This is a genomic window from Prosthecobacter sp. SYSU 5D2 (assembly GCF_039655865.1).
In the GTDB taxonomy this organism is placed as follows: domain Bacteria; phylum Verrucomicrobiota; class Verrucomicrobiia; order Verrucomicrobiales; family Verrucomicrobiaceae; genus Prosthecobacter.
The window spans coordinates 395504-419212 of record NZ_JBBYXL010000003.1; the positions used below are offsets into that span (position 1 = coordinate 395504).

Annotated in this window: 20 protein-coding genes; all 20 read right to left on the reverse strand. The window is 53.8% G+C overall.

Annotation, left to right across the window (positions count from 1 at the left end):
- Positions 1–65 precede the first annotated feature (65 nt).
- The 20 genes from WJU23_RS06670 to WJU23_RS06765 all read right to left on the reverse strand — a co-directional run bounded on the left by WJU23_RS06670 (position 66) and on the right by WJU23_RS06765 (position 23609).
- Positions 66–1556, reverse strand: a complete 1491-nt coding sequence (locus WJU23_RS06670) for an MraY family glycosyltransferase (RefSeq protein ID WP_346331766.1) — start codon at positions 1554–1556, stop codon at positions 66–68.
- Positions 1557–1603: 47 nt separating this feature from the next.
- Positions 1604–2812: a glycosyltransferase family 4 protein gene (locus WJU23_RS06675; protein ID WP_346331767.1), complete on the reverse strand. Its 1209-nt coding sequence runs from the start codon at positions 2810–2812 to the stop codon at positions 1604–1606.
- Positions 2813–2817: 5 nt separating this feature from the next.
- Complete coding sequence (locus WJU23_RS06680; protein WP_346331768.1) at positions 2818–3558, reverse strand: glycosyltransferase; 741 nt, start codon at positions 3556–3558, stop codon at positions 2818–2820.
- Positions 3555–4400 (reverse strand): glycosyltransferase family 2 protein, encoded by an 846-nt coding sequence (locus WJU23_RS06685; protein ID WP_346331769.1) that lies wholly within the window; start codon positions 4398–4400, stop codon positions 3555–3557. Before WJU23_RS06685 ends, WJU23_RS06680 begins: the two co-directional genes overlap by 4 nt.
- A 4-nt stretch (positions 4401–4404) precedes the next feature.
- Positions 4405–5049, reverse strand: coding sequence for a methyltransferase domain-containing protein (locus tag WJU23_RS06690; RefSeq protein ID WP_346331770.1), 645 nt, complete (start codon positions 5047–5049; stop codon positions 4405–4407).
- Between the two features lie 8 nt (positions 5050–5057).
- Positions 5058–5597, reverse strand: a complete 540-nt coding sequence (locus WJU23_RS06695) for a putative colanic acid biosynthesis acetyltransferase (RefSeq protein WP_346331771.1) — start codon at positions 5595–5597, stop codon at positions 5058–5060.
- A 19-nt stretch (positions 5598–5616) separates the two neighbouring features.
- Complete coding sequence (locus WJU23_RS06700; RefSeq protein ID WP_346331772.1) at positions 5617–6804, reverse strand: glycosyltransferase; 1188 nt, start codon at positions 6802–6804, stop codon at positions 5617–5619.
- On the reverse strand, positions 6801–7985 hold the full coding sequence (locus WJU23_RS06705) for a glycosyltransferase (RefSeq protein ID WP_346331916.1): 1185 nt from the start codon (positions 7983–7985) through the stop codon (positions 6801–6803). The genes WJU23_RS06700 and WJU23_RS06705 overlap by 4 nt, the downstream gene beginning before the upstream one ends.
- Before the next feature lie 61 nt (positions 7986–8046).
- The gene (locus WJU23_RS06710) at positions 8047–9387 is read right to left on the reverse strand and encodes a hypothetical protein (protein ID WP_346331773.1); all 1341 of its coding nucleotides are present in this window, start codon (positions 9385–9387) and stop codon (positions 8047–8049) included.
- A 225-nt stretch (positions 9388–9612) separates the two neighbouring features.
- A complete protein-coding gene (locus tag WJU23_RS06715) occupies positions 9613–10740 on the reverse strand; it encodes a glycosyltransferase family 4 protein (protein WP_346331774.1) in 1128 nt (375 codons plus the stop codon).
- Positions 10737–11858 carry a glycosyltransferase gene (locus WJU23_RS06720; RefSeq protein WP_346331775.1) on the reverse strand — a complete coding sequence of 374 codons (1122 nt, stop codon included), beginning with the start codon at positions 11856–11858 and terminating at the stop codon, positions 10737–10739. The genes WJU23_RS06715 and WJU23_RS06720 overlap by 4 nt, the downstream gene beginning before the upstream one ends.
- A gap of 4 nt (positions 11859–11862) precedes the next feature.
- On the reverse strand, positions 11863–12648 hold the full coding sequence (locus WJU23_RS06725) for an FkbM family methyltransferase (RefSeq protein WP_346331776.1): 786 nt from the start codon (positions 12646–12648) through the stop codon (positions 11863–11865).
- 59 nt (positions 12649–12707) lie between these two features.
- Entirely contained in the window at positions 12708–13706 is a 999-nt protein-coding gene (locus WJU23_RS06730; protein WP_346331777.1) for a class I SAM-dependent methyltransferase, read from the reverse strand.
- A gap of 395 nt (positions 13707–14101) precedes the next feature.
- Positions 14102–14824, reverse strand: a complete 723-nt coding sequence (locus tag WJU23_RS06735) for a methyltransferase domain-containing protein (protein ID WP_346331778.1) — start codon at positions 14822–14824, stop codon at positions 14102–14104.
- 525 nt (positions 14825–15349) lie between these two features.
- Positions 15350–18253: a hypothetical protein gene (locus tag WJU23_RS06740; RefSeq protein ID WP_346331779.1), complete on the reverse strand. Its 2904-nt coding sequence runs from the start codon at positions 18251–18253 to the stop codon at positions 15350–15352.
- A 20-nt stretch (positions 18254–18273) separates the two neighbouring features.
- The gene (locus tag WJU23_RS06745) at positions 18274–19176 is read right to left on the reverse strand and encodes a glycosyltransferase (RefSeq protein WP_346331780.1); all 903 of its coding nucleotides are present in this window, start codon (positions 19174–19176) and stop codon (positions 18274–18276) included.
- 101 nt (positions 19177–19277) lie between these two features.
- Positions 19278–20513 (reverse strand): glycosyltransferase family 4 protein, encoded by a 1236-nt coding sequence (locus tag WJU23_RS06750; protein ID WP_346331917.1) that lies wholly within the window; start codon positions 20511–20513, stop codon positions 19278–19280.
- Positions 20510–21550, reverse strand: coding sequence for a glycosyltransferase family 4 protein (locus tag WJU23_RS06755; RefSeq protein WP_346331781.1), 1041 nt, complete (start codon positions 21548–21550; stop codon positions 20510–20512). Before WJU23_RS06755 ends, WJU23_RS06750 begins: the two co-directional genes overlap by 4 nt.
- A gap of 23 nt (positions 21551–21573) precedes the next feature.
- A complete protein-coding gene (locus WJU23_RS06760) occupies positions 21574–23037 on the reverse strand; it encodes a glycosyltransferase (RefSeq protein ID WP_346331782.1) in 1464 nt (487 codons plus the stop codon).
- Positions 22998–23609 carry an FkbM family methyltransferase gene (locus WJU23_RS06765; protein WP_346331783.1) on the reverse strand — a complete coding sequence of 204 codons (612 nt, stop codon included), beginning with the start codon at positions 23607–23609 and terminating at the stop codon, positions 22998–23000. Before WJU23_RS06765 ends, WJU23_RS06760 begins: the two co-directional genes overlap by 40 nt.
- Between the last annotated feature and the right edge of the window lie 100 nt (positions 23610–23709).

The window sequence follows — 23709 nt, forward strand, 5'->3', positions numbered from 1 at the left end:
CCGGCCCTTCAAAGGCTGGGGAGTATCACTTTCAGAAACTTTTGGAGATGGGGACATGAACTTAATCAGTTTAATCGCGAGTCATGCACCTGCTTTTTGGCAGGGTCTTCCGGGGATGCTTCAAGGGTGCCATGTTCAGGGCGGCTAAATTCCAGAGCGGGAGGCAGGCTCCCCCAGCGCTCAATGCAACGCTCCAGAACGGTCTCCAGTTCATCAGCACGCCTCTGCCATTCCCCTTCTTCATGCAGATGCTCCGGACGGTAGAGGTGACAGATGCTGCCATCGGAAAACTGCATGCTGACCGGGCTCACCCCCTCTGCCCGGGACGTGTTGAAATCCATCCATTTCAGCCTCTGAACAAGCAGTGCGGAAAATTCCTCCAAATGACAGCAAAGTTCGATGTCAAAGTCCAAAACCCGCGCATGCGCTCTCGCGTGCTCAAGACGGTGGCGCCGTTCCATGGCCAGATTCATCTGTTCACGCAAATTCGACCAGCTGCGCACGTATCCAAGATACCGGGCAGCGCCTACCGCCAGGAGAAACAGGACGGCACCAGCCACCGGCAGCGCCACCCCCTTGGTCAGCAAAATGCTGATTCCAACCAGACTCAGCACCGCACAAACCGAATACATGGCCACCAGGGCCCGGCCTTTGCTGTAACCCAGTAAAATCAGCCGGTGGTGGATATGCTCCGCATCCGCACGGAAGATGGGCACACCACGAATGGCACGACGAAGAATGGCAAAGGCGGTATCCAGGATGGGTACCCCGAGGGCAATGACAATCACGAGCAAAGCCGCAACGATGGATCCTTTATTCGAGGATTTTAAGGATACCGATGCCACGAAAAAACCAATGAGATAAGCCCCGCCATCTCCCAGAAAAATTTTCGCAGGCGGAAAATTAAAGTACAAAAAACCCGACAGGGCTCCCGCCATCACGATGGACATGATCATGATGTCGTTAAACCCGGATACAAAACCGACAAACGCCAGCGTAAGTGACAGAAAAAGTCCAAACCCGCCCGCCAGCCCGTCCATCCCATCAATAAGATTGATGATGTTTGGGATGGCCACCAGCCAAAGCAAGGTCAGAGGCAGGCTCCACCAGCCAATCTCCAGTCCGCCCTCCCCAAATGGATTGCTCAGCACATCTATCGAGAGGCCAGATGAATAAAGAATAAGGGCCGCCCCAATCTGACCGGTCAGTTTAACCCGGGCACCCAGAGACTTGAAATCATCCGCCAGCCCCACCGAAAACATGAGAAAATTGCACAAAATCAGCGGGAGCCAGCCTTCAAATCGGACATCTAGGAACCAAAAGGCCGCAACGAACCCTAACATAAGCGTCAGGTAAATGGGCAGGCCGCCCAGTCTGGATACAGGCCTTGCATGCAGCTTGCGGCGGCCATCCGGTGTATCCATCCCCAGCTTTCCCTGGTGGCGGATCACCGCCATCGTCCCAGCCCAGGCAACCGCAAAAGAGCCTGCGTAAAACGCAACGACTGTTGGCCAGTCGAAAAGCAGCGGCTTCGGCGGTCCGACAAAATTCGACATATCCGCCGCTGGCAAAAAAACAGCCGTTATTAAATCCATCAAGCTCATTACTTTTGGGCCGCTTCCTCAATGACGCGGATCAGCCTGGAACGCAAGGCCTCCGTCGCAAACTCCCTGGCCAGCCTCTGCGCATCCAAGGATCTTCTCCCTGGACTTTCTGCAGCCTTCACCAAGTGGTGAACCACCTCCTCAACGCTGCCTGGCCGCGCCACATAGCTGTCACCCGCTGGCAGTTTTGCCGCAATGTCCCCCAGGTGGCTTTCCTCCGGGCCGATGGCCATGAAGGGTATGCCCAGCGTGAGAATATTGTAGATTTTACAAGGATGCACAATGCCAACGAAGGGCTCCCCCAACACCACCACATGAAGATCTGCGGCAGACAGCGAGGCCGCGAGGCTGGACATGGGTTGATATGGCAAGGTAGTGATATTGCCCAGTAGCTGCCGCTCCCGGAACTGTTTCACCTTTTCAAATTCACTGCCTCCGCCCACAAACAAAAAATGAAGATGCGACCGGTCGCGAACGGCCAGCGCAGCTTCCAGCAAAGTGTCCAGAGGATGGCAGGGACTGTGATTGCCGGAATACATAATCACGAATTTATCCTTGAGCCCGTGCAGGGACCGGAACTCCTCCCTGCCCTGTTCATCATACCGGACGGCCTCATCGTGTGACCATGGCGGATCGGTATGGATCACTTCAGGCGGGACCCCTTTCTCCATCAGCCTGCGTGCCATGAAGCGGTCCAGCGCCACAATGCGCGCCGCCCGCCGGAAACTCCATCGTTGCAGAAACCCGAGCAGCCTTTCCGCCAGCCCGCCAGCCCGCAGCCAGCCAGCCGCCACCGCCTCGTCCGGATTCAAATCCATCACCCATGGCACCACGCTGCCGCCTTTGAATGCAGCCATGACCGTGCCGAGAGTGGATATCAGCGGAGGTGAGGTCAGACAAACGGTGACATCGAAACGGGGCAGCCAAAGCAAAATCCACGTCGCGCTCAGCCAGAAGCTGCCAAAATCCACCAGCCGCCTCCATTTCGCCGATTTCCCAAGTCCAGGTGTCCAGATGCGGTGGATATCCATTCCCTGCCAGAACTCATGCGCCGGATAGCGAATCTGCGGACTGTCGTAACCGCGGGAACACGCCACGACCGTGACCTGATGCCCCGCTTTGGAAAGGCCCAGAGCGAGGTCGGTCAGATGCTGCGCGGTGGCCACATGATCTGGATAAAAGCACTGGTTAAGCAGCAGGATGCGCATCGTGTTCAGTGTCTCCTCTCCTCGCGAAGACGCCGGATCTTCAGGATGTCTTTCGCCATGAAAAGGGAATCCCGGACCAGGTGCACCTTGCCCCCCGGAATCTCAGACCAGTCCACCGGCACCTCCACGACTTTACAACCGCCGTCCAGCAGGGCGGCCAGCAGTTCGGCATCAAAGGCAAACCCTTTGATCTGCAGCCCCGCCGATATCTTCTCATAAGCCGGTGCTGGCACCAGTTTCAGGCCGCACTGTGAATCATATACACCGATGTCGAGCAGCTCAGACACCAGCGTGGCGTAGATCCGACCTAACAAATGACGCTTCAACAAACGCTCCACCCGGCGCCCCAGCAGTTTCACCCGCGAGGCAAACAATGCCTGCCCGGCATGCTCCGCCGACCTGGCCAGCCGTATCAGCCTGGCCACCTCCCGCGCCGGAGTGGCCCCGTCAGCATCCACAAAGCCCAGAAGCCCTGCCTCCTCCGCCCTTGCCCATCCGGCATACACGGCCCCTCCTTTGCCCAGGTTTTTGTCCAGCATCAACGGCTGGCCGAGGCAGGGATATTCGCTGCGCCAGACCGAAATTAAATCCCGCATGATCCCCTGCTCTTCAGCGTCCGAACCGTCTTCCACCACCATCACGACCACATCTCCGAGACGTTGCATTTCCTCGCACAACTCCGGCAGGAAGCTGCCAATCCGTCCGCTTTCCCGATAGCAGGGGACCACCAGATGCAATTTCATCATGCGGATTTCCCGGTCCTCCTGGCCTCTTGGATTTTCAGCCTGATCTCTCCAAAATAGCGCCGCTTGAGCATGCCAAAACGAAATCCGTTCATCCCATCCATAAACCCTTTCTTAATCCATACCGAGACCCCCCAGTACAGCCATGCCAGCCACCAGCGGTCAAGGTATCGGTACTTAAAACGCTGCCTGCCATTGAGCGGCAGCCAGGCGGAAGCATCCGCAGAATGCAACCACAGGAAACGGTTGGCCTCCCAGGACGAGTATTCATTGTGCCGGGCCAGATAGTTTTTGAGCCCCCGGTAGTCCTGGTGCTCCAGCCTGGATTTCATCTCCCCCGCAGTCCCTTCCAGCACAGGGTGTTCATGCACCTCCATGTCCAGATGGCTCCAGGCATCCTCGGCGAAGCGCTCATACTCCCCTGCCCCCGCTTTAAAAAGAGCCAGCTTATGAAACACATCCCCATGATGCAAAGGCGCCCCCATGAACCAGTTCGTAAACGATATCCAAAAGCCGGCATGTGAAGTCCCCGGAAGCACGCTGCGCAGTTCATTGGCAAAAGCTTCATTCATGCGCTCATCCGCATCCAGAAACAGCACCCAGGGGTGTTTGAAAACATGGTTCTTCAGCACCCAGTTGCGCTTCTTGGGCAACCGGCCGTCCCATTGAAATTGCAGCACCGTCGCCCCCGCCGCCGTCGCGATTTGCACCGTCCCGTCCGTGCTCCCAGAATCCACCACCACCACCTCATCAAAGTCCCCTAATCCCGCCAGGCAGGCAGGCAGGTTCAACGCCTCATCCTTGACTGGGATGCAAACGGATACTGGGAGAGCGGCGGCCATCATTTGATCAGCCCATTGGTTTTTCCGCCACCACCATCATGGTCATGGCCAAGGCGGGAACGCGTCCCAAACGGCGAATTTTGAGGACTTTGAATCCAGCTTCGGTGAGCAACTGCGAAATAGTTTCCCTGGACCAGAATTTAATGTGACCATGATCCCACAAGACCGTGAAATGTGAGTCCATTTTTCCAGTCAAAGCCAGCATGAGATTTTTCCAATAGCCATGATAGGGGGTGCTCAAAATAAAACGCCCCCCAGGTTCGAGCATTTCATAAACCCGGGCAACCATCTTTCGTGGATCATAAACATGCTCAATCACCTCAAGGGAATAGATCACCGGAAAGGTACCGAACCTGGCACCCAGATCTTCATAACCGGAACCAGTCTCCAGTTTTAAGTCTGGCCAGTGTCCCCGCGCCATCTCGATGCCCGTTACTGACGGGTCACATCCGGTCACCTGATACCCCGCCTTGGCCACCTCCGCAGCCACGCTGCCATTGCCACATCCGAGGTCAAACACGGGCATCCCTGTCCCGCGCATCTCCTGCCCGGCCCGAATTTCTTCAAGCAGGGCCGGAAGCAGCAGGCCATGCATGTGGCCGCACTCTACATCCCCATAACTATAACCATCAATCGATCCTGCCGTGCTCATAACTTCATTCATCTGTCCTTGATCCAACGCGCCGGGTTTCCAGCCACGACCGCCCCCCCTGCCACATCTTTCACCACCACGCTGCGCGCCCCCACGACCGCCCTGTCCGCCACCTTTACCCCAGGTCCGATGAAAGCATCTGCACAAATCCACACCTCAGAGCCAATGACGACCGGCGGCTTCAGCAGCGGCATGGAGGAATCCTGATAATCATGTGTACCTGCGCAGAGATGAACCCGCTGTGAAACCGTCACCCGCTCCCCGATGGTGACTTTTCCCAGATTATAAACAAGCGTCCATTCACCGATGCATGACCAGTCCCCAATCTCCAAGTTCCAAGGATAATACACATGGGAGGAGGGATAGACATGCACCTCCTTGCCAACAGAGGCACCAAACAAACGCAGCAGCCACCGTCGAAAACCAAAGCAGGGCCTCGGACTGAGGCGAAACAACCACAGGCCCGGCATCCAAAGAAGACGACGCCACATCTCACCGCGTCCATATTTCACAGCGGAGCGGTTTTCCTGGATATCGGGCTGGCTCATGGGGGGCGGAAAATCCGAATTAAACCATCATCACGCAAGAAGGCGGGCAGCCTCCTTCGACCATCCAACGGTACACACCCGCCATCTGTGCTCCCACCCGGCACCATGTAAAACGGGATTCCACCAGTTTTCTTCCGCGCAGTCCCATCGCCAGTCGCTCCGCCTCCGTCATTTGCATGAGCTTGATGAGTCCTTCAGTCAAACTGGCCGCCTCCGGTTCCACGGGGATGGCAGCCTCTGCCGCGAAACCCTCCGGCAGATTGCACATGCGTGTCATCAGAACCGGCTTTCCGTAGGCCCACGCCTCCAGGACCGACATAGGCAACCCTTCACTCAGCGATGGCAGGACAAAAGCATCACAATCACGCAAACAGGCTTCTTTCTCCGCGCCAAATTGCGGGCCGGAAAACACCAGCCTGGCTCCACCCTCGTTTCCCCTATTGACGGTTTCAAAGGGAATGTCCAGTTCATCAGCCAGCTTCATCAGCTCTTCCTCATGTCCCACTTCAGACCATCCTGCAATGGTCAGGTTCCAGCCCTTGCCTACCTCAGAACTCATGACGGCCTTCCAGGCGCGGAGCAAATTCATCAGACCTTTTTTCGGATGCAGGCGTCCTAAAAACAGCAGCCGGCGACGGCCGCCCGGAGCCTTGCGGAGTTGCACTTCATCCGGCAAATCCATCCCATTCGGAATCACGGCAAGCGGGTTGCCCAATCCAAACTCCCTGGCCGACCTTGCCTCCGCCTCCGACAGAACCTGGATGCAAGCAGCATCTTGCAGATTCCGGCGCTCATACAAAAACAGCGCCATTTGTTTCTTCCATGATGAATTTCTCAGAGCCCAGGCATCCAGCATGCCATGGAGCGTGATCATGTAAGGCCGCCCTGAAGTCCGGGCCGAGCGGTTGACGACAAGAGAAGGATACATCCACAGCATGTGCAAATGTACCACATCTGGATTCCAGGCTTCAAGCCCCTCTGACATGCCGGGCGAATAGCCAAACGCCTTTGGCCCAACACACTGGTAAAGCTTGGGCCGGAGCGGCAACCAGGAAGGCGCATCCGCAAGCGAATGAACATCTTCCCCGGAGAAAACCTCCACCTCATGCCCTAGCGGCCCCGCCAGTTCGAGACTCAATCGCCGCTCCACCTCAAATATGCCTCCCGCAGAGCGCGAAGCGGAAGAGGAAACCATCGCAATTTTCATCGGAGGCAAAGCAGTTTCAAAAGAACCCGGTCAAACAGTCCTGGCTGACGTGGACCTTTGGCTGTCGCCGCTTCTGCTGCGCCCAGCAGACCGTGGGCAAAGCGCTCAGGCCCCCATTGGCTGATGATTTCCTCCCCAGCCCGTCCCATGCGCCCCAACTCTTCATCAGACAGCCTGCTCATGCGCAGCATCAACTGTGCAAGTACCTCAGAATCACGGGGATCAAAAGTATAACCGTTGACCCCATCACGGACGAGATCCGCCGCACAACCGCATCGGTTCGAAACCAGCACCGGAAGCCCGCTTGCCATAGCCTCATTCACCACCAGTCCCCATTGCTCCGTCGTGCTGGCATGGATGAAGACCCTCGCATGCGCATAGTAGGCAGGCAGCTCCTCATACTGTTTGAAGCCTGGCAGAAGCACACAGTCCTCCAGTTTGAGCTCCACCACCAGCGCCTCAAGTTCCGCACGCATCGGACCATCCCCCAACAAGACCAACGACCAGGGCCGGCCCGCCGCTTCACGGTATCGGGCATAGGCACGCAGCAGCAACGGCAGATTTTTTTTGGTGATGAACCGCGCACTGGCCAGAAAGTACGGCGCAGTCAGATCTGCCATTGAAAGTGGCATCTTGCCTCCCGCCTTCGCCTTCTTGGCAGAGGTGCGGAAATACTCATTGTCCACCGCATCATAGCCCAGAAAAATCTGCTCCTCCGCCATCCCCAGCCGCATCAGATAATCCCGATGCAGACGGCCTCCCGCCAGCCCTGCAGAAAACAACCCCAGCACCCTGCCCTTCACCCACTCCGTCAGCCAGCTTCTCCGCTCATCATGCGCACAGCTCTCCGACATGACCACCGCAGGCACATTATTAGCCAGGCACCACTTTAGGGCCCAAAGAGACTCAAAAGCGCTCCATCCGGGAACGACCACGACCTCCGGTCTGAGTTCATTCAAAGCACCTTCCAGCGCCGTTTTAAAAGCCCCCTTCCAGCCAGCCGGCCGGCCCGCAGACAGAACCAGGGTCTCCACATTGGCCGCCCGCCCTTCAGCGACGGCCCAGCCATAATCCGCACTCCGCCTATAAAACTCAATACCTCTCACATCCGCCGCCCCCCCAGCCGCGCGCAGCCTGGCCAAGTGATACGGACCAAAGTGGTCAAACAAAAGAGCCACCATCACGGGTCAGTTTAAGATTTACTTGGATTCCAGACTTTGATAACGCCCGCAGCCAGCCGGGCTACTGAGATGATGGGAGCTGTAGTGGAGGGCCGTTGCCGGTTCCTGCCATTTTGCCCGGACTCGCCCGTCCAGCAGACGTAAACCTCGGACCTCGGTCTTGTGCATACAAAAGTCCGAGCCAAAGAAAAATGAACTGATATGTAAATCCGGGCAGGAAATCCACTGTCTGGTGGGTTACCGCACGCATGGCAGAAGTACAGATAAGCAGGTAAACTAGCTGGGCAAACATGGCGTGCGGGTGAATGGCGGCGAGCCAGAACGAACGGAAAATCAGCGCCACCAGCGCAAAGAAAAGACATCCGAACCAACCAAACTGTTTAAATGAGTCCCCCATGCCGGTCTGAGTTGAACCGGTCATAAATTCATGCGCAGTGCCTCTCTCGGCCTTGAACATATCCTCCACAGTATATCCAATCAGCAACGAATCTTTAAACTGCTTGCCCACCAATTGAGCAGGGACGAATCGAAATACCATTTGGTTCCAATATCCTGCCCCAAAGTCGTAATTGCCAAACCTTTGGGTGGATTCAATAACAGCCGCAGCATTGCGAAGCTCCAAAATAGATTCTTTGCCGAAGTAATCTTTGAAATTCTTAATCAGATCGAGCTTTCTGATTTCAACCATTCGTCCCTGATACGCAAGTTCCCTGTAGATGCCAGTGGCAGGAATGGCGAGCATGGCCAGACTCAACGCACCATACACTAACAGAACCGGGGGTTTTATGCGCCGATTAAAATACAAACTAAGAAAACCGACCAACCCCAATGCCGCAGCTGCTTCCCTGCGCCCAGCTAAGAACACTTCAACTAAAGGAATCAGAATTCCCAGGAAAGTCCAAAGCAAACGTGGAAGAGTAAATTCCCGCAGAAGAAGGCTGAAAACGATTGCCAGGCCTGGCAGTTTCAAGCTTGCAAAGAACAGATAAAGAGTCCCGGTCCCCGTCATTCCTCCTCTCTGGTCATTATACTCCACCTCGACCTGAGTCAGTTGATAACCAAAGAAATATCCACATAGAATAAAGAATGCGCCAATATGCAGCATACGGGCAGGCAACACCGGCCGGACAACCAGCCTGACCAGCTTCATTGAGGGAGCGATGCTATAGCCAATCACTGAGGCGGCAAAACACAAGCAGGTCATCAGCAGCGCATCATCCACCGCCCCATCAGATACACGACCGGGAAAGCGGGCTAGCGAAAAGGCCTGCGGAAGTATGAAAACTGCGAATACCGCAGACATAAAGTATGGGTATTCAAAGATCCGGGCAGAATCTCCTGCGACACGCAACAGAGTAGCAGCGATGCCGATAACTAGTAATATCAAATAAAGGTCACTCATCTTTTAAAGGGCCGACGCAATTAATCTAAACTTTATGGACTTTGGTTTGTCCTTCAATTCATCCTGACCTTGGAGACAATAAAAGTGGCCGCCTGCGGACAGCCCTCCGAGCAGCCGGGCTCCAATTCCACAACCACTCAGGTCCAATTTGGCATAAACGGTTGTTTTAACAGATTTAGTTCTCCGTGTTTTAACAGGATTTTCGACTTCATAACCACAACGGCCTCAATGCTGCCCGAGTATGTCACCAGAAACCCGCGCAGAGGCGGAGGCCATGTTCACATCGGCATATACCTGGGCGCATGAAACAGCCGCAGACCGCCAGGAGCAGAGGTCACCCAGCCATTTTTGACTTTCTACGGGAAGCGTGGCAACTCCCTGTGAAACCGCAGCGGCCAGTTTGGTATAATCCGCATCGTCACCAACATAAGCCTGAAATTTTTCCAACAGATCGCTACCCCCACCCACACAGGGAAATGCATAGATTGGCAGGCCGCTGCTTGCGGCTTCTAACAAAACAAGGCCAAAGGGCTCAACTTTTGAGGTGAACAGAAAAGCGTCAGCACATCCAAAAAGCTCGGCAGGATCTTCCACCATGCCGGTAAAAACAGGCAGGATGCCCAAGGATTGGTCCGCTAAGAGCTCTTTTAGCCAGGCCCCGTCCGGCCCGTCTCCCATCACCACCAGTTTAACCTGAGGAGAAAGGCACTTTGACACGCCTGCCAGCCGGTCCAGCCCCTTAGTCTCCCTGTCCAGGCGTCCAGCCCAGAGCAACAGGGTGTCACCCTCAGAGATTCCCAGACGTGACCGGACAGCACGACGGACATCAGCCTTCCTGCGAAAGAAACGCCGGCGGTCCACTCCGTTGGGAATCACGGTTAGTTTGCTCCCTGCCATGCCGCTGGAGGCCCAGCTTTCCGCCACCCAGCTGGAAATGGCAATGAGGTGATGGGTAGTCATCAGCGTCACCAGATGTGTCCACCACGCCGAAGAAAAAAAAAGTGCTGCGGGTGCGCCTACATGACCATGACTGACTTTAGCTATTCCCAGCCCCAAGCAGGCCAGTCGCGGCCATAGAATGCCATCGTGGTGATGGATGACATCCGGTTGCAGCCGCCTGACCAGACTTCGCAATGCCAGCAGCCCGCGGGTCCAGCGTGACTTGCGTGGGGCGGCACAGCAGATTTCAAAAGGCTCCAAAACCGCCTTTTCACTGGCGGCCGGATTTTCATAAAGACTGACCAGCCAGGCATCCATGCCCAGTTCCCTCTGAGCTTTGACCAGCGCTCTAGCCACGGTCAGGGAACCGCCAATGCTGGCATCTGAGCTTTGAACAAAATGCAAAATCTTCATGCCATGTTCTTGGAAAACGCAGCCGCGAGTCTCCTGGCGCGAACATCCCAGGTGTGTTCACCGGCCGCCTTTAGCATAGCAGGAAGACGCGCTCCGGGGCAGGCCTCCCTGCAGATCATCTCAGCCACCTGCTGCACAAAGCTGTCCTTCTGCCCTTTGATATGGATCATTTCATGAAATGAACTGACCTGGTCACAGCAGTCTGTCGCGACGACAGGTTTCCCTGCCGCCAAGTGATCATATAAACGCATGGGGGAGCAGGCACGGTTCAAGAGTGTATCCCGATAAGGGATCAAGGCCACGTCAAGGGCCTGCATCCAAACGGGAATCTTGTCATGTGGCTGCTGCCCTGCAAACACACACTTCGGGTGGGAAAGCAGCCGTGTCAGGCCTTCACTTTTAAAAGCCTTGTCCACACTTCCAACCAGCACCAGACTGCCCGTTTCAGCGAGATCAGCGCAGGATGCAATGAGATCAAAATCCAACCGGTCATTGATCCCCCCCACGACTCCGACCAGCGGCCGACGAAGTGTGGGAAAAGCATGAAAAAGATCGCCCATTTGCTGTTCATCCACCGCATCCAGACCTTTCGCATCAGTGGCGTTGGGTGAGACACTGACGCGGTCGGCAGATATTCCATATTCATGGACAGCGCGGTCTGCCAGCACCTGCGAGACAAAAAAGGCATGATTTACAGATCGGACCAGTTGCGCCTCCTTCTTTATTACTGTCTCACCACCCCAACCCTCATATTGTGTGTAATCATCGGAACAATAGTAGAATGTGGCCAGATGAGGTGATGCCAGTTTGACCAGTTCGACATAATGAAGTGAGGTCACCACCAAACCGTGAAGGCTTCCGATCTGATTTTGAGTGTGCTGCTGAACCAAGCTCCACAACCGTTTTCCAGTCCATTTTTGCCAGCGGGATGCCCAACCGGGGGGCATTAAAACCGGTTTCCCAAACTTTGCAGCAACCGAATTTGATGATCTTCCGGCGCGCAGGCGCCACGCAGCCAGGAGGTCCTGAGGTGCCAAACCGAGGACCGGCGTCATCGCAGACAAGGCCTCAAACGGCTTGGCACGCCATATCGTGTTAACGTCTGCGACGGCGATCATAAATTCAGCTCCTGGGCAGCAGAGCCACATTGGCCAGCACCACACCAGAAGCGTTTTTGACATCTACGATCTGGCCAGGATTTCCTTCGTCATCAAGATGGCGGAGACACCAACCGGCAGATTCCGCAGCGCACAGAAGATCACTCACGTCATATCCCGCATTATGGAGATTTTCAGGGCACAGTTCCACCAGCCCGGCCCGGCATCTGCCGCTTCGCAACAGCATATCCGCTCCGGCCAATACCGACGGCTCATGGCCCTCAACATCAATCTTCAAGAAAGCCACTTCGTCATCAAGGTATGGTTTGAGAAAACTGTCCAGACTGACCACGCTGACCTCCACGAAGGGTCCAGGTTCGCCATCCTCCGTCGTGACAAGGCGGTTGCTAGTAGGTGACCTGCTGTCATTAAGGAAACACTGCCGCCCATCTGCCTGACTGGCAGCGTACTGGCAGGGAATGACCCGGTCGGCATGGTTGCGCAGCAGGTTGGCCTTAAGGCAGGCAAAGCTTTCAGGCGAAGGTTCAAAGGCATGGACAATGCAGTCCGGGCGCAGATGCGCCAAGATCATGGCCATGCTGCCAATATTCGCACCCACATCTAGTATGATGCCCCTGGAGCCGGCAAAGCTGCTAATAAAATTCACCTCAGCAACCGGCGGGACCATGCCCTGCGCGCTTCGGTACTCGCTGAAACTCCTGAACCCGCGCATCACATCCCCCGAAGGAAGTTTCACTCCGGGCTCCAGTCCTACATGATGAAGTTTCCATCGCAGCCAGTCCCGCATCATGCCTGGGACGGTGAACAATGTGCACACATTTTTAAAGAAGCCCATGATTCGATCGGCTTTTATGGTTTTCTAACAACCACAGGCTTATGGCCTGAGAGAACTTGATCAAACATTCCAGGATGGCTGAGACATTCATATCCCCTGGACTTGAAAAACAAGATGGCGTCCATGACATCTATCGAAGCGCAGGCGTCACAGTCTGCTATAAAAACATCACTCCCCATATAAGGTTGCAATTCCTGATAATGCAGAGGCAGATGTGACCTTCCAAAATTCGCCAGCGCGCGCCATAGTCGGCGGGGCACACGCAGGCAGAACTTGACGCCCCTGTTGCGCAGGGCTGGCAATGAAATCTTCACAAGCTTGTCCATTCCTTTCAACTCTGAGTAGGAGCGAACGGGAATCAGCCGGTTTTGGATAAAGCTGCAGTTCCAGGCAGGATGCAAAATGGCATAGCCGCCAGGCGCCAGCACCCTGTCAACCTCCAGAAAGGCAAGGTCCGGCCGGGGCACATGCTCCAAGGTATTGAAAGAAAAAACCATCTCCATGGAAGAGTCTGTGAGAGGGATGTACTGCGCATCTCCAACAAAACGCCGGAAGTTTTCAAAGCCCTCCGCAAAAACACTGGAGCAGCTATAATCCATGCCAATGTACTTCGAGGAACAATCCGCAAAAATGCCCGTCCCGCAGCCGATCTCAAGTACCCAACCCCTAATCTTTTTTTCCTTTATGAAATGGCGCACCATTTCGCGTTCATGCGCCAGATAATCGGAGGCCAAATCTTCAAAACGGCTTCTCCCGCCGTAATGTTGAATATAAAATTTCTTCCTCTCCTCTTCCGTGATTTTTTCATCGCCCTCAATTCCCTCCAGAGGCAGCAAAACGGGCACTCCGGCAGTCAGTTGATAAACATTAGAGCTGAAAATTAAACTGCCAAACTCACGCTGCAATAAATGCGGACAGATGGTTGCGGTGGAGTTCCTCTGCTTGCTGAGCTGGGTCGGGCATATAAACGGCACTTCATTTACCCAATCGCTATTTAGTAAAATCGGAACCATATATTTAATACCGGCAGTCGTTTAGCATTGGAGATCCTCATTCCTGAACATGGTGTTAGCCCATAACGGTCCTTCTGATCCTCTATAAGCTGCAGGAATGCCGAATCTGCGAAACCCGAGAACAGCTCCGCCTAGAGGTTGGTAAACCTTGGGCTTAAAACCAATACCCCTCACTTTCCAGGAAATCCAGGCAGACAGCATTCGAGATGTCAAAAAAGGGTTTTTATATTTTGGCCAAGGCCATGATGAACCGCCACTATATTGGCGTTCTTACTTCTGAAACAAGTCAGTTATTATTCAACTAAAAATACTGCTTCATATATTTGAGCAAGCAGCACCGATCATATGTCGCCCTCCATCAATTAAAGTAACCTTCAATTGAAACAGGATGTCCTTCATTCTTTTTTTGCTTCCCAGTATTGAGAACACTCAGGGACAGCCATTGGAAATCTGATGGGATGTGTATCAAACCCCCCAAAATTTGAATTTTTATCCCTGTAACTGGATGGGATTACCTCACTAAATCCTGTTTTACGAATAAGTGACTCCAGCTCATTTTCTGAATATATATGCCGGTGATCATGCAGATAGAAAATATCATTGATCGGCTTGGTGTCATCTGGCTTTGAACGCACTTGTTCGATGAAATAATCAAGACTGGGGGTCGTAATTCGAATCCATCCCCCAGGCATTAGAGCTTGAAAACATCTGCTGAGCAGAGCCTCACCCTGCTCTTTTGAGATATGCTCAATGACTTCTTCCAGATAAAAGACATCAATGGAATTGGGAGGGAAAGGCAGCTGACCCGTCAAATCGGCCCAGACATCACTTCTGGGGTCTATGTCAGCTGTCAGCCAACGTTCATGCAGCACTGAACCTCCACCTAAATTGACAATATGGACATTCCCACTGACAAGCCATTGTTTAAGATATTTCCTGGTAACCCAAGGACCAACAAGACTCCAAAATAGAAAAGAATGCCGTCCAATGTAACTCAACACCGCATGCACATAACCATAACGCGAACCATAAAAATATAGGCGCTTCAAAAAAGAAGATGGCGGCAAAAGACGGCCCTCCATTGGATTATCTGTCACATGACAGGTTTTTTCCCTCATACTACTTATATTATATTTTGGTTATTTCCTGACATTCGTGAAGGTTACGTCATCCACATTTCGGCTGGCTTGCCAGGGTTTTTAGCCAGGAAAAGATTTCAACTCAGCCACCAGCCGATCCCCGTAGCATTTCCAGGTGTAGTTAGCAGCCCGAGTTCTGGCAGCAATGAAAAGAGCTTTGTGGATTCCCGAATGAAATTCAAACTAATGTGGATCGTCTGGAATTGTCAGTCTGGCTCCTGACGGTATCGTCACACATTGGATTCCGCTGAAGAAACGCTGGTGCAACCTTACGAGAGTGAATAGGCCATGTCTCCGGCTCATTGCAAAAATAAACTTATTGATGCGTGGCAAATACCTCTGCGTTGGAAAATTCGACATGCCGCTTTATAAAAAATTGATTTTGTGATCCTCAACACAAGAAGCTTTGATTTTACTCATCATGAAAGAATAAGATGCCCGGTGCACCTGATCTTGCCCCTCCATAGGGCCGTCTAATATTTCATTACCAACCTTCAGAATCCATCAGTTTTGTTCTACCCTGAGTTTGACAAACACACGACCATTGATGGGACAAATAATAACGCTTGAAACAGTTTCCGCCAAACTGGTTTCGCTTAATACAGATTCACTGCTGACATTTGCCCGAGACCACATCGTAAGATCATTGCTAACCATGAGCTGTAACGTAAGATCAGACAGCCATTTAGAACGGCGGTATAGGACTTCAATCCTGTCCACGCCTTGGGAAATATTTCTCTGGAGTTTTACCTGAACCGGTGATGCGGTCGTACCTTCAGCGGCAAATCCCATTGCATACCTCATGAGATTCGTCTGACCATCTCCAGTATAACTGGCGCATGGACTGCTGATCTCGGGATCACCCAGTTCCTCCTCTGTAAAATTTTCAATCTGCCAGTCGCTAAAGCTGCTGGCGGGCGATTCGAACGCCCCGATGTCATTGCGCCGTTTGAAAAATTGCCCGCTGTGATCTATGGCTGGTCCCAAGTCAAGGCCTGCGTTGATCAGCGGACTTCTGGGCTGAGGTCGCAGTCCGTCCAGCTCAGGATTTTCAATGTTGAAGCTGCCTGACTCCTGGCCCTTTGCCTGCCATTGGGAAAAGCTGAGGTTTTGACTGACATTATCTTCCTTGAACATGTGATGTATCTTCGATTCTCCAAGCTGATAAGCATTGTGGCTAAACTGAAGACTGTCCTGGCTTTCAAAATTTCCAAACACGCTGGCTAAAGGCACTGACTCAGGCATCAGCACCAAATTGTTTCGGAAAACAAATCCCAATTCTCCTTCTCTCGTGAACAGAGAAGACTGGGGCACCCCCCCCAAAATATCCGTCACCTGCAGAGCGTCAAAAGAACAAGACTGGATGTCCACACGTCCATGAACAGGATTGCGGCCTAGAGTTCCGGAAATCACATGGATGCAGTGTCGCTCATTTAAGGAAGCCCCTGGGTAAACCTGGTTCATGCCTTGAAAAGTGCAACGTTCGGCCACAACATCTGACAATAAGGCGAGAGTACCACAGCGAGTCCCCTGGAGAAAGGTTTCCTTAACCCCTCCACCTTGAATATTGCCTTTGCCAAAATCGCAGTCAATGAACTCAAACCTGTCAAACTGTTGGGGTTCATCTGGAAAACCCATGTTGTGGCAATAATAAACAGGATAATGCAGAGCCATCACTCCCTCAGCCGAGCCTATCAAACCCGAGTTTGCCAGGGAACGGCAGCGGTGAAAACGGTGAACGATTTGAAGATCCTCCTGCCAGTGGGTGAATGACACAAAAACAGACTGGCCACCAGGTCCTGGATAGGGGGAGCCTTGCTCACACTGGACATCATCAACCAATACATCGTCTCTAAGTCCTGCTTCTGCTATACCAATAAGGTGCTTGGACCCATAATACAGAAAGCAGTGCCTCACAACAGACTGTCCAGGAACCGCTGTGAATGCCAGACAATAACTGCCGATCGGGTCATTGGTCAGCGCATGGGCCAGACAAGTCTTACCAGTGCGGATGTCTTGCACCCTGGCATTGGAGGCATTGATCAATACCGCCCCGCCATCTGAAAAATTATGGCTCCTTTCATACCGCTTCCCATCTGTCCTTGGGTCCGTGCTGCCGAAAGGATGCACATACAGGGTGATTCCGTCTGTCCAGAAAGACCCGGGCGTTGATGTCAGCGCTTCCTGGACAGAGGCAAACGAATCCCCCGTCGGATGATGCATGAATTTGTCATCCTCCCATAGCACGATGTGATCCTGCGTATCTGATGTTGCGAAGACATTGGTCGTGGCGGTCACCACCCAGGATGTGGCTGGCAGATCACGGTGACTTTTGATGCGGATCCATTCTTGCCCCTCCGCAGCCCTCACGTTAAGTCCGGGAGTGGAGAATTTCAGTGCAATTCCGTCGAGGTCCAGTTCCTGCCCCGCAGTATTGATAATGAGTGTATCCCCCTCTTCGTAACTGCTAGCGGGCAGCATACCTGTGTAGAGACTTTCCTCGTTCACTTTGGCAGCCGATTTCCAGGCAGTTTGCGGAGAGGTGCCATCAGCTTCATCGTCACCGCTTAGGGGATCACAATACCAGGTCAGTCTGGATTCCGGCTCGATCAGATCAGCCGGATAAGCAACGTCGGAGAAGTCATTCTCTTCAAAAGCATAGGCTGAAGGAGCGCCGACCCGGCCTTTGAGGAAAGTTCCATAGGACCAGCTTCCTGCGAACGTGTATCCAAGAGAGGCAATGCCTGCATGGCCGTTATCAATGGGTGCCCAGGACTGCATGGGCTGGCCGACGTGCTTGTAATAAAAACGCACATCTGCAGTCGTGCCTGACTTGAGATGGATGGCTATGCCGAGATATATCCACTGGTTATTCCATGACACGCCGGCAGGAGTAAATGAATTGAACATGATGCCGCCGCCAAGCTTGCCATCCTGAATGGAAATATAGGGGGAGGTGTTGCCATAAATGTCACATAGACCAAGCAGGTCCACATATCCTCCCTGCAAATCTTTCAGCATAAACCAGGCTCCAACGAATATCTTCCGGCGGTCAGAGGAAGCAAAATTATACCAGCCAACAGCAGGAGCCCCCTGCCCTCTCAGCTCTGCACTGGAACCTGGACTGCCAGCCAAGTGCGGACCGCCAGGCCGTGACAGCAAATTTCCAGCTACCGAGGTGAAATTTTCTCCCGGACTCTCCGGCGTGAGGGCCTCTGCTGAAGTGAACATTTCACGGTGCAGCAGCATCATCTCCGCTCGCCCAGCCAGCTCTCCCAGCAGGAGCAAGACAGGAAGAAGCACCCAGAGTCTGAGGTGATTCGTGAGTGACTGCAGATGCATGATAAGCTTACCAAGTGACCGATCGGCAAAGGAGTAGGTGGCGGCTGAAACAACCGTCTGACGCATTCCCATCAAAGACTACGAATTTAGAAAGCATCACGGAACCCAAACCTTCCGTTTAGGTCGCTCCGGCTGAAAATAGGCATGCGCGCCATGCGCATCCAGCCGAGGTATGTTTTCCAAGGCACAGGCGTGCGGCAGCGGGCACAATTCCTCATCCCCTTCATTGCTGCCCACCACCAGCGGGGTTCCTTTATTACCCAGGCAGCGCCTACTGACCACGCATGACAAAACTGCCGGAGCACACGGAACAGCGTGACCGGGACTATCCAGAGCCCGGGGCACCGCATCCAGACACTCCAGATTTCATTTCTCGCATTTAAATGATGGGTGCGCAGCTCATCACGGTTTGCCTGGGAATAATGGTGGCGAATGGTCAGTGCAGGCTCAAACCACACACTCCGGCCCAGATGATACACTTGCAGTGCATAGTCAGGCTCTTCGTAAGCGTGCAGAAAAAATGACGGGAACCCGGCGGTGCGAAGGTAGTCCTGCCTGCGCATGGCTGCGGCACCGTTCGCATAGGCGGCCACATAATGTCCGGGAATCTGGGGTGATCTGAAGGGCGGCACGTAGGAGCCGTCATCACGCAGTTCAGGAAATGTGACCACGGAAACTTCAGGATGCCGGGCAAAACATTCTTTGAGCCGGTCCAAAAAATCATCGTCCACCGGGTAGCTGTCATCATCCAGGCTCAGCACAATGTCCTCTGTGGCGGTGCGCAGCATCCGGTCACGGGAATAGATGGAGCCCAGATTCTTCTCGTTCACAAAAAGCTGACACATGCTGAAATCCGTCCTCACCATTTCCACCGTGCCGTCACTGCATCCATCAGCCGTGACCAATATTTCATCGGGTGCAGGATTGAGGCGCATCACTCTCTCCAGCGTCCTTCGCAAATCCGCACATCTGTTGCGGGTGGTGATCATGACAGCAATTTGCAAGTAACTCATCTTGGCAGTTTTCCGGGATGCCGGGTAGGGGAATTGCGAATTAATTAGATTGGAGGATGGTGGACAGTCCGCGGCCATCAGGCTTCAGAAAGCCTGCCATGGATGCTGCTGAGAGCAGAGGCAAGAATGCGCGCATGGCAGTCCCGGGTATATTGGAGGGCTCTGGATTTTGCGGCCATGGCCATGCGCGAGCGAAGTTCCCGGTCATGGGTAAGCGTCAGGATGGCCTGAGCCCATGCCTCGCTGTCTCTGGGTTCCACCACCAGGCCGCTGACGCCATGCTCGACAATATCTGCACAGTAGGGAGAACAGATGACAGGGATGCCTGCCGCCATGGCCTCCAAAATGACGGCACCAAAGGAATCCGAAAGGGTGGGAAAAGCCAGGACGTCTGCAGTTTCATAAAGCTGGTTGATATCCACGCGGGGAACCCGTCCCAGAAAACGGATGGCTGAACAAAGCGGCTTGTGACGGACCACGTCGCTCACATCCCCGGCTGCGGTAAAAGATATCCGCCCCATGCCAGCACCCTGCGCGATGCGCTGGGCTGCCATGGCCAGATAATGGATGCCTTTCATGAGAGTACAACTTCCAACAAAGAGGACACTCCCAGGGTCGGGTCTGTTTTTGATGCTGAAAAAAGCCTCATCAATTCCGTAGGGAACCACATGGATGTGGGCTGCAGGGAAAAGTCCTTCCGCAACAATGTCCTCTTTGACCGCTTGAGTGGGGGCGATGACTTCGTCTGAAAGCTCACAAATGAACATGCGCAATCTTTCGGTGGGATTTGCACACGCCATGTAGGGAGGCTGAAGCTCCCAGTCCGGGAACCGGGCGTATTCATCCCGATGCACCTTCCAGTAGGAAGGCCGGACATAAAACTCAGTGACGACCCGCAACCCCTTCCGCCTTGCATGAGCAAGAAAAATTGGTGACCAGCCGAAGGAGGAGTATAACAAGTCCGCCTCACCCAGACCTTTTCGGATCATGGACATGCCAAGCATCCGCCCCTGGTTGCCAGCACCTGAGAGAGAGTCAGCCAGACTGTCCATGGCGGCCGAAATTGGAAACGTGCGGGTGAACGGCAGAACGCTTTCAGGAACTTTGCGGTTTTTCAGCAAGCTGAAACGCCTGCTCAAGGAAGAAATACCCGACAGCATGGATGCCACTTTTCCCAGCCCCTGGTTACCACACGCATCGGTGTAAAAACCCGAAAGCATTTCATGTCTGGCGAGCGCCAGAGGAACAGCATAATTGTGCCTCGCGCCATTTTGCACGACAAGCACCCGGCACTCTCGCGACATGGTGGTCATGCAGACAATCCCAGCATCCGATGAATAAGATTGAGATAGCTTCCCGCTACACGGGCAGGTTGAAATTGCTGCAGATGAGCTTCCCGGATTTCTTCCTGTTCTTCGACGCGCAAAGGCTGGGCTGCCAAATTTTCGATGGCTGCTGCCAGCGCTTCGACATTCCCATTGGGAACCGTCACTCCACAAGGGCCTATGGCTTCCGGAAGACCACCATCGCTTGTACCGATCACTTCACATCCACAGGCAATCGCTTCCACCGCAACGACTCCAAAGGGCTCGGCCCAGAAAGAAGGGATTACAGCCACGTGGTGGCGGTTCATCAGTTCAGCGAGGGAATCACCGGTCACACGGCCTGCCAGACTGATGTGATCTGTCAATCCATGAGCCTTCACCGCAGCCATGATCTCGTCCCGACAAGGCCCCTCCCCCACAACCGTCAGCGGGTAAGCAAGACCTCTTTTTTTGAGGTGTGCCAGGGCCTCAATCAGAACCAACGCTCCTTTTTCAGGCACCAGCCTCCCCACGAATATCAGAGACCCCGGCACGCGCTTAACCGGACGGATTCTGAAAATGGAAGATTCATAGGGATTGTAAATACAGGGAGCATCTCCGGTAACACTGGTCCCGACGGCTTTACTAATCACCACATTGGTGGCGCCGCGCAAGAGCAGGCGGCGCATAAAGTTAAGAGGTTGCTCAAGAATGCAGAAGCCGTGGTGTATGATCACCGTGGAGGAAGTCCGAAACAGTGCCGGCCATCCTAGATGGAGCGTGATGCCATGGATCAACACGCAGTCGGCTTGCAGAAATTGCCATAGAAGCGTCAAAACGGAAGGTCTGCGTATGATTTTGTAGGGTCTGCGGTCTGCCGCCTCTGTGTCTGCCAGGGTGACCAGCGTGACATCCTGGCCAAGCGCGGACATTTCATCGGCCAAGACTGCCGCCACTGTTTCAAGACCTCCTGTCATTGGGTAAAATGGAACCGCCAGCATGAGAATGCGCAACGGCCGGATGCATGCATGACTGTTGTTGACCATGGGGCAGCTCATCACAGGCACGGCTATTCTGTGCGGAAGGGTGCCCGGGCAGGCTCCGTCGCAAAACCGGTCTCCTGCAAACATGAGGCGTAAGTTTTGAGGATGCTGGCCGCTTCGTCTGAATATCCCCGCGTGTAACTTGCGTTGGCCAGCAGATTTTCCCGAAGGGACGCATCTGCAACAAACCGTTCCATTTGCGTGGCAAGAGCACCTTTTTCCAGCCAGTTGAAAAGCAGCCCGTTGTGGCCACATTGAATGGGCTCAGCAGCACTGGAATGGGTGGATGCAATCACAGGAGTTCCGTTAGCGAGGGATTCGACCACTGTCAGGGGAAGATTATCCAGCCAGACCGATGGAACAATCATGCAATGAATCTTTGAATGAGCCACGGCAATTGACTTTTCATCCGCCCCGTCAAACTCCCCCCATTCAATCCTCTCCTCGAAAGGCAGAAGGCAGCGCCGTGCGTCAGCAGCATACGGGCGGAACAGTTCACTTTTAGCGACGAACAATAGCAAACGGACATTGGGCCAAACGGCTGCAACCCTGGCAAAAGCCGCAGTCATCAGGTGAAATCCTTTTTCGTAAACAGGCCGTCCTGCATAACCAAAAACAATATCTCCCCCGTGCACTTTTTTTGACCGTGCCGGAGCAGCGTCAAATCCGTATGGGACATGGTCTATTGCCGATGGATTCACCCCATGAGCCCGCAATTTTTCAGACATTGCTATTGAGGGTGCTATCCAACGGCGTGTGACCCGCAGAAATGCGGGCCAGTTTTCCAGAGCTTCGCCGAGCCTCTTCCGGTTGCCTGCTGCATCTCTCGCCACCGTTGCCACGAAAGGCCAATCCACGGCCCTTTCCGGCAGCAAGCTTGAAGCCCGCCGGACCCATCTGATCAGTGGTGTGCGGCCGCTCATCAGGCACGATGAGCATTTTTCCCGCCCTGGATTTCCCTCGCAAATATCCCCCTGCCCCGTCACCAAAGTGGATCTGGCGCAAAATGGACCAAAGTCCAGAGCAGTAAAAACAACGGGAACAGCCCCGGTTCTTTCCAAGGCTTCCCCTAGCTGACCATGCCAGCATTCATATTGGAAGACATGTATCAGGTCAGGCTCAAACTCCCTGCAGACAGCCAATAGAGCGGCGGCCACTTCAGTCTCGCCCCCCTTTGGGGTCAGCAAACTGTCTCCAACAGACAGCGACCAGGTGGGCATCCCATTCCAAACTTTTTTCCTGAGGCGGCCATTGAAATTCTGCGCGGTCTCACCGTTAAAGACACCGCAACCAACCCCTGACCTGACCAGAGATCTGGCCACGCGCAAAGCCACTAAAGCCCCCCCGTTAAGCCCCCCGCTCAACGGAGGAAAATTCCCTGTTATAAACAGTACTTTCACAGGCGCCTTGGATTTTAAATGATCAGGCCAGCCTGACCACCCCGTACTCTTTAAACCGCATCGCCGGTTGCAGCCTGCTGTGGTCTGCATATGACGCGGCAATCGTAGTGCAGATCTGCCAATGCAGTCCTGTCCAGGCGTTTAAGTTCACCATCCCAGATGGTGTAACCGCATTCCTCCAGCATTTCAGGAATGCGGGCAGGATTGATGCCACGCTTTACCAGCATGGAACCATGAATTTCAAGAAAAAGAACGGGACGCACCCTCCTTAAAAAGCCCAGGCTTGCTCCAATGGCCTCATATTCAAAACTCTCAATGTCGAGCTTGACGTGCGTCGGCTCAAAGCCTGTCCTGGCCACTAAAGACTCCAGTGTAAGTTGCGGCACTGACACAGTATCTGACCTGGCTTCTGAAACCGAAACAAAATAATCCCCTCCGAGGGGTCCGGTGGAAAGCATCTCAAGCTGGCCATCAGCATCTCCAATGGCACAGTTAATAATTGTAACCTGTCTGTCTGCACCGTTCATCTCAAGATTGGCCCGCAGGATGTCCGCCGCTTTGGGCGATGCTTCCACACACAGGATCTGGGCAGATTTCCCGGCGAAGTGCCTGCAGGCCAGTGCAAACAGACCATAGTGCGCACCCACGTCCAAAAGCTTCATTGCGGGTGTGCATTGGGATGCAAAAGCCTGAAGTTCTTCAGCCTGGGAGGCATCGCTCCTGAACACTTCAAAACAGCTCCTAGCAGCAGGATGGCACCAC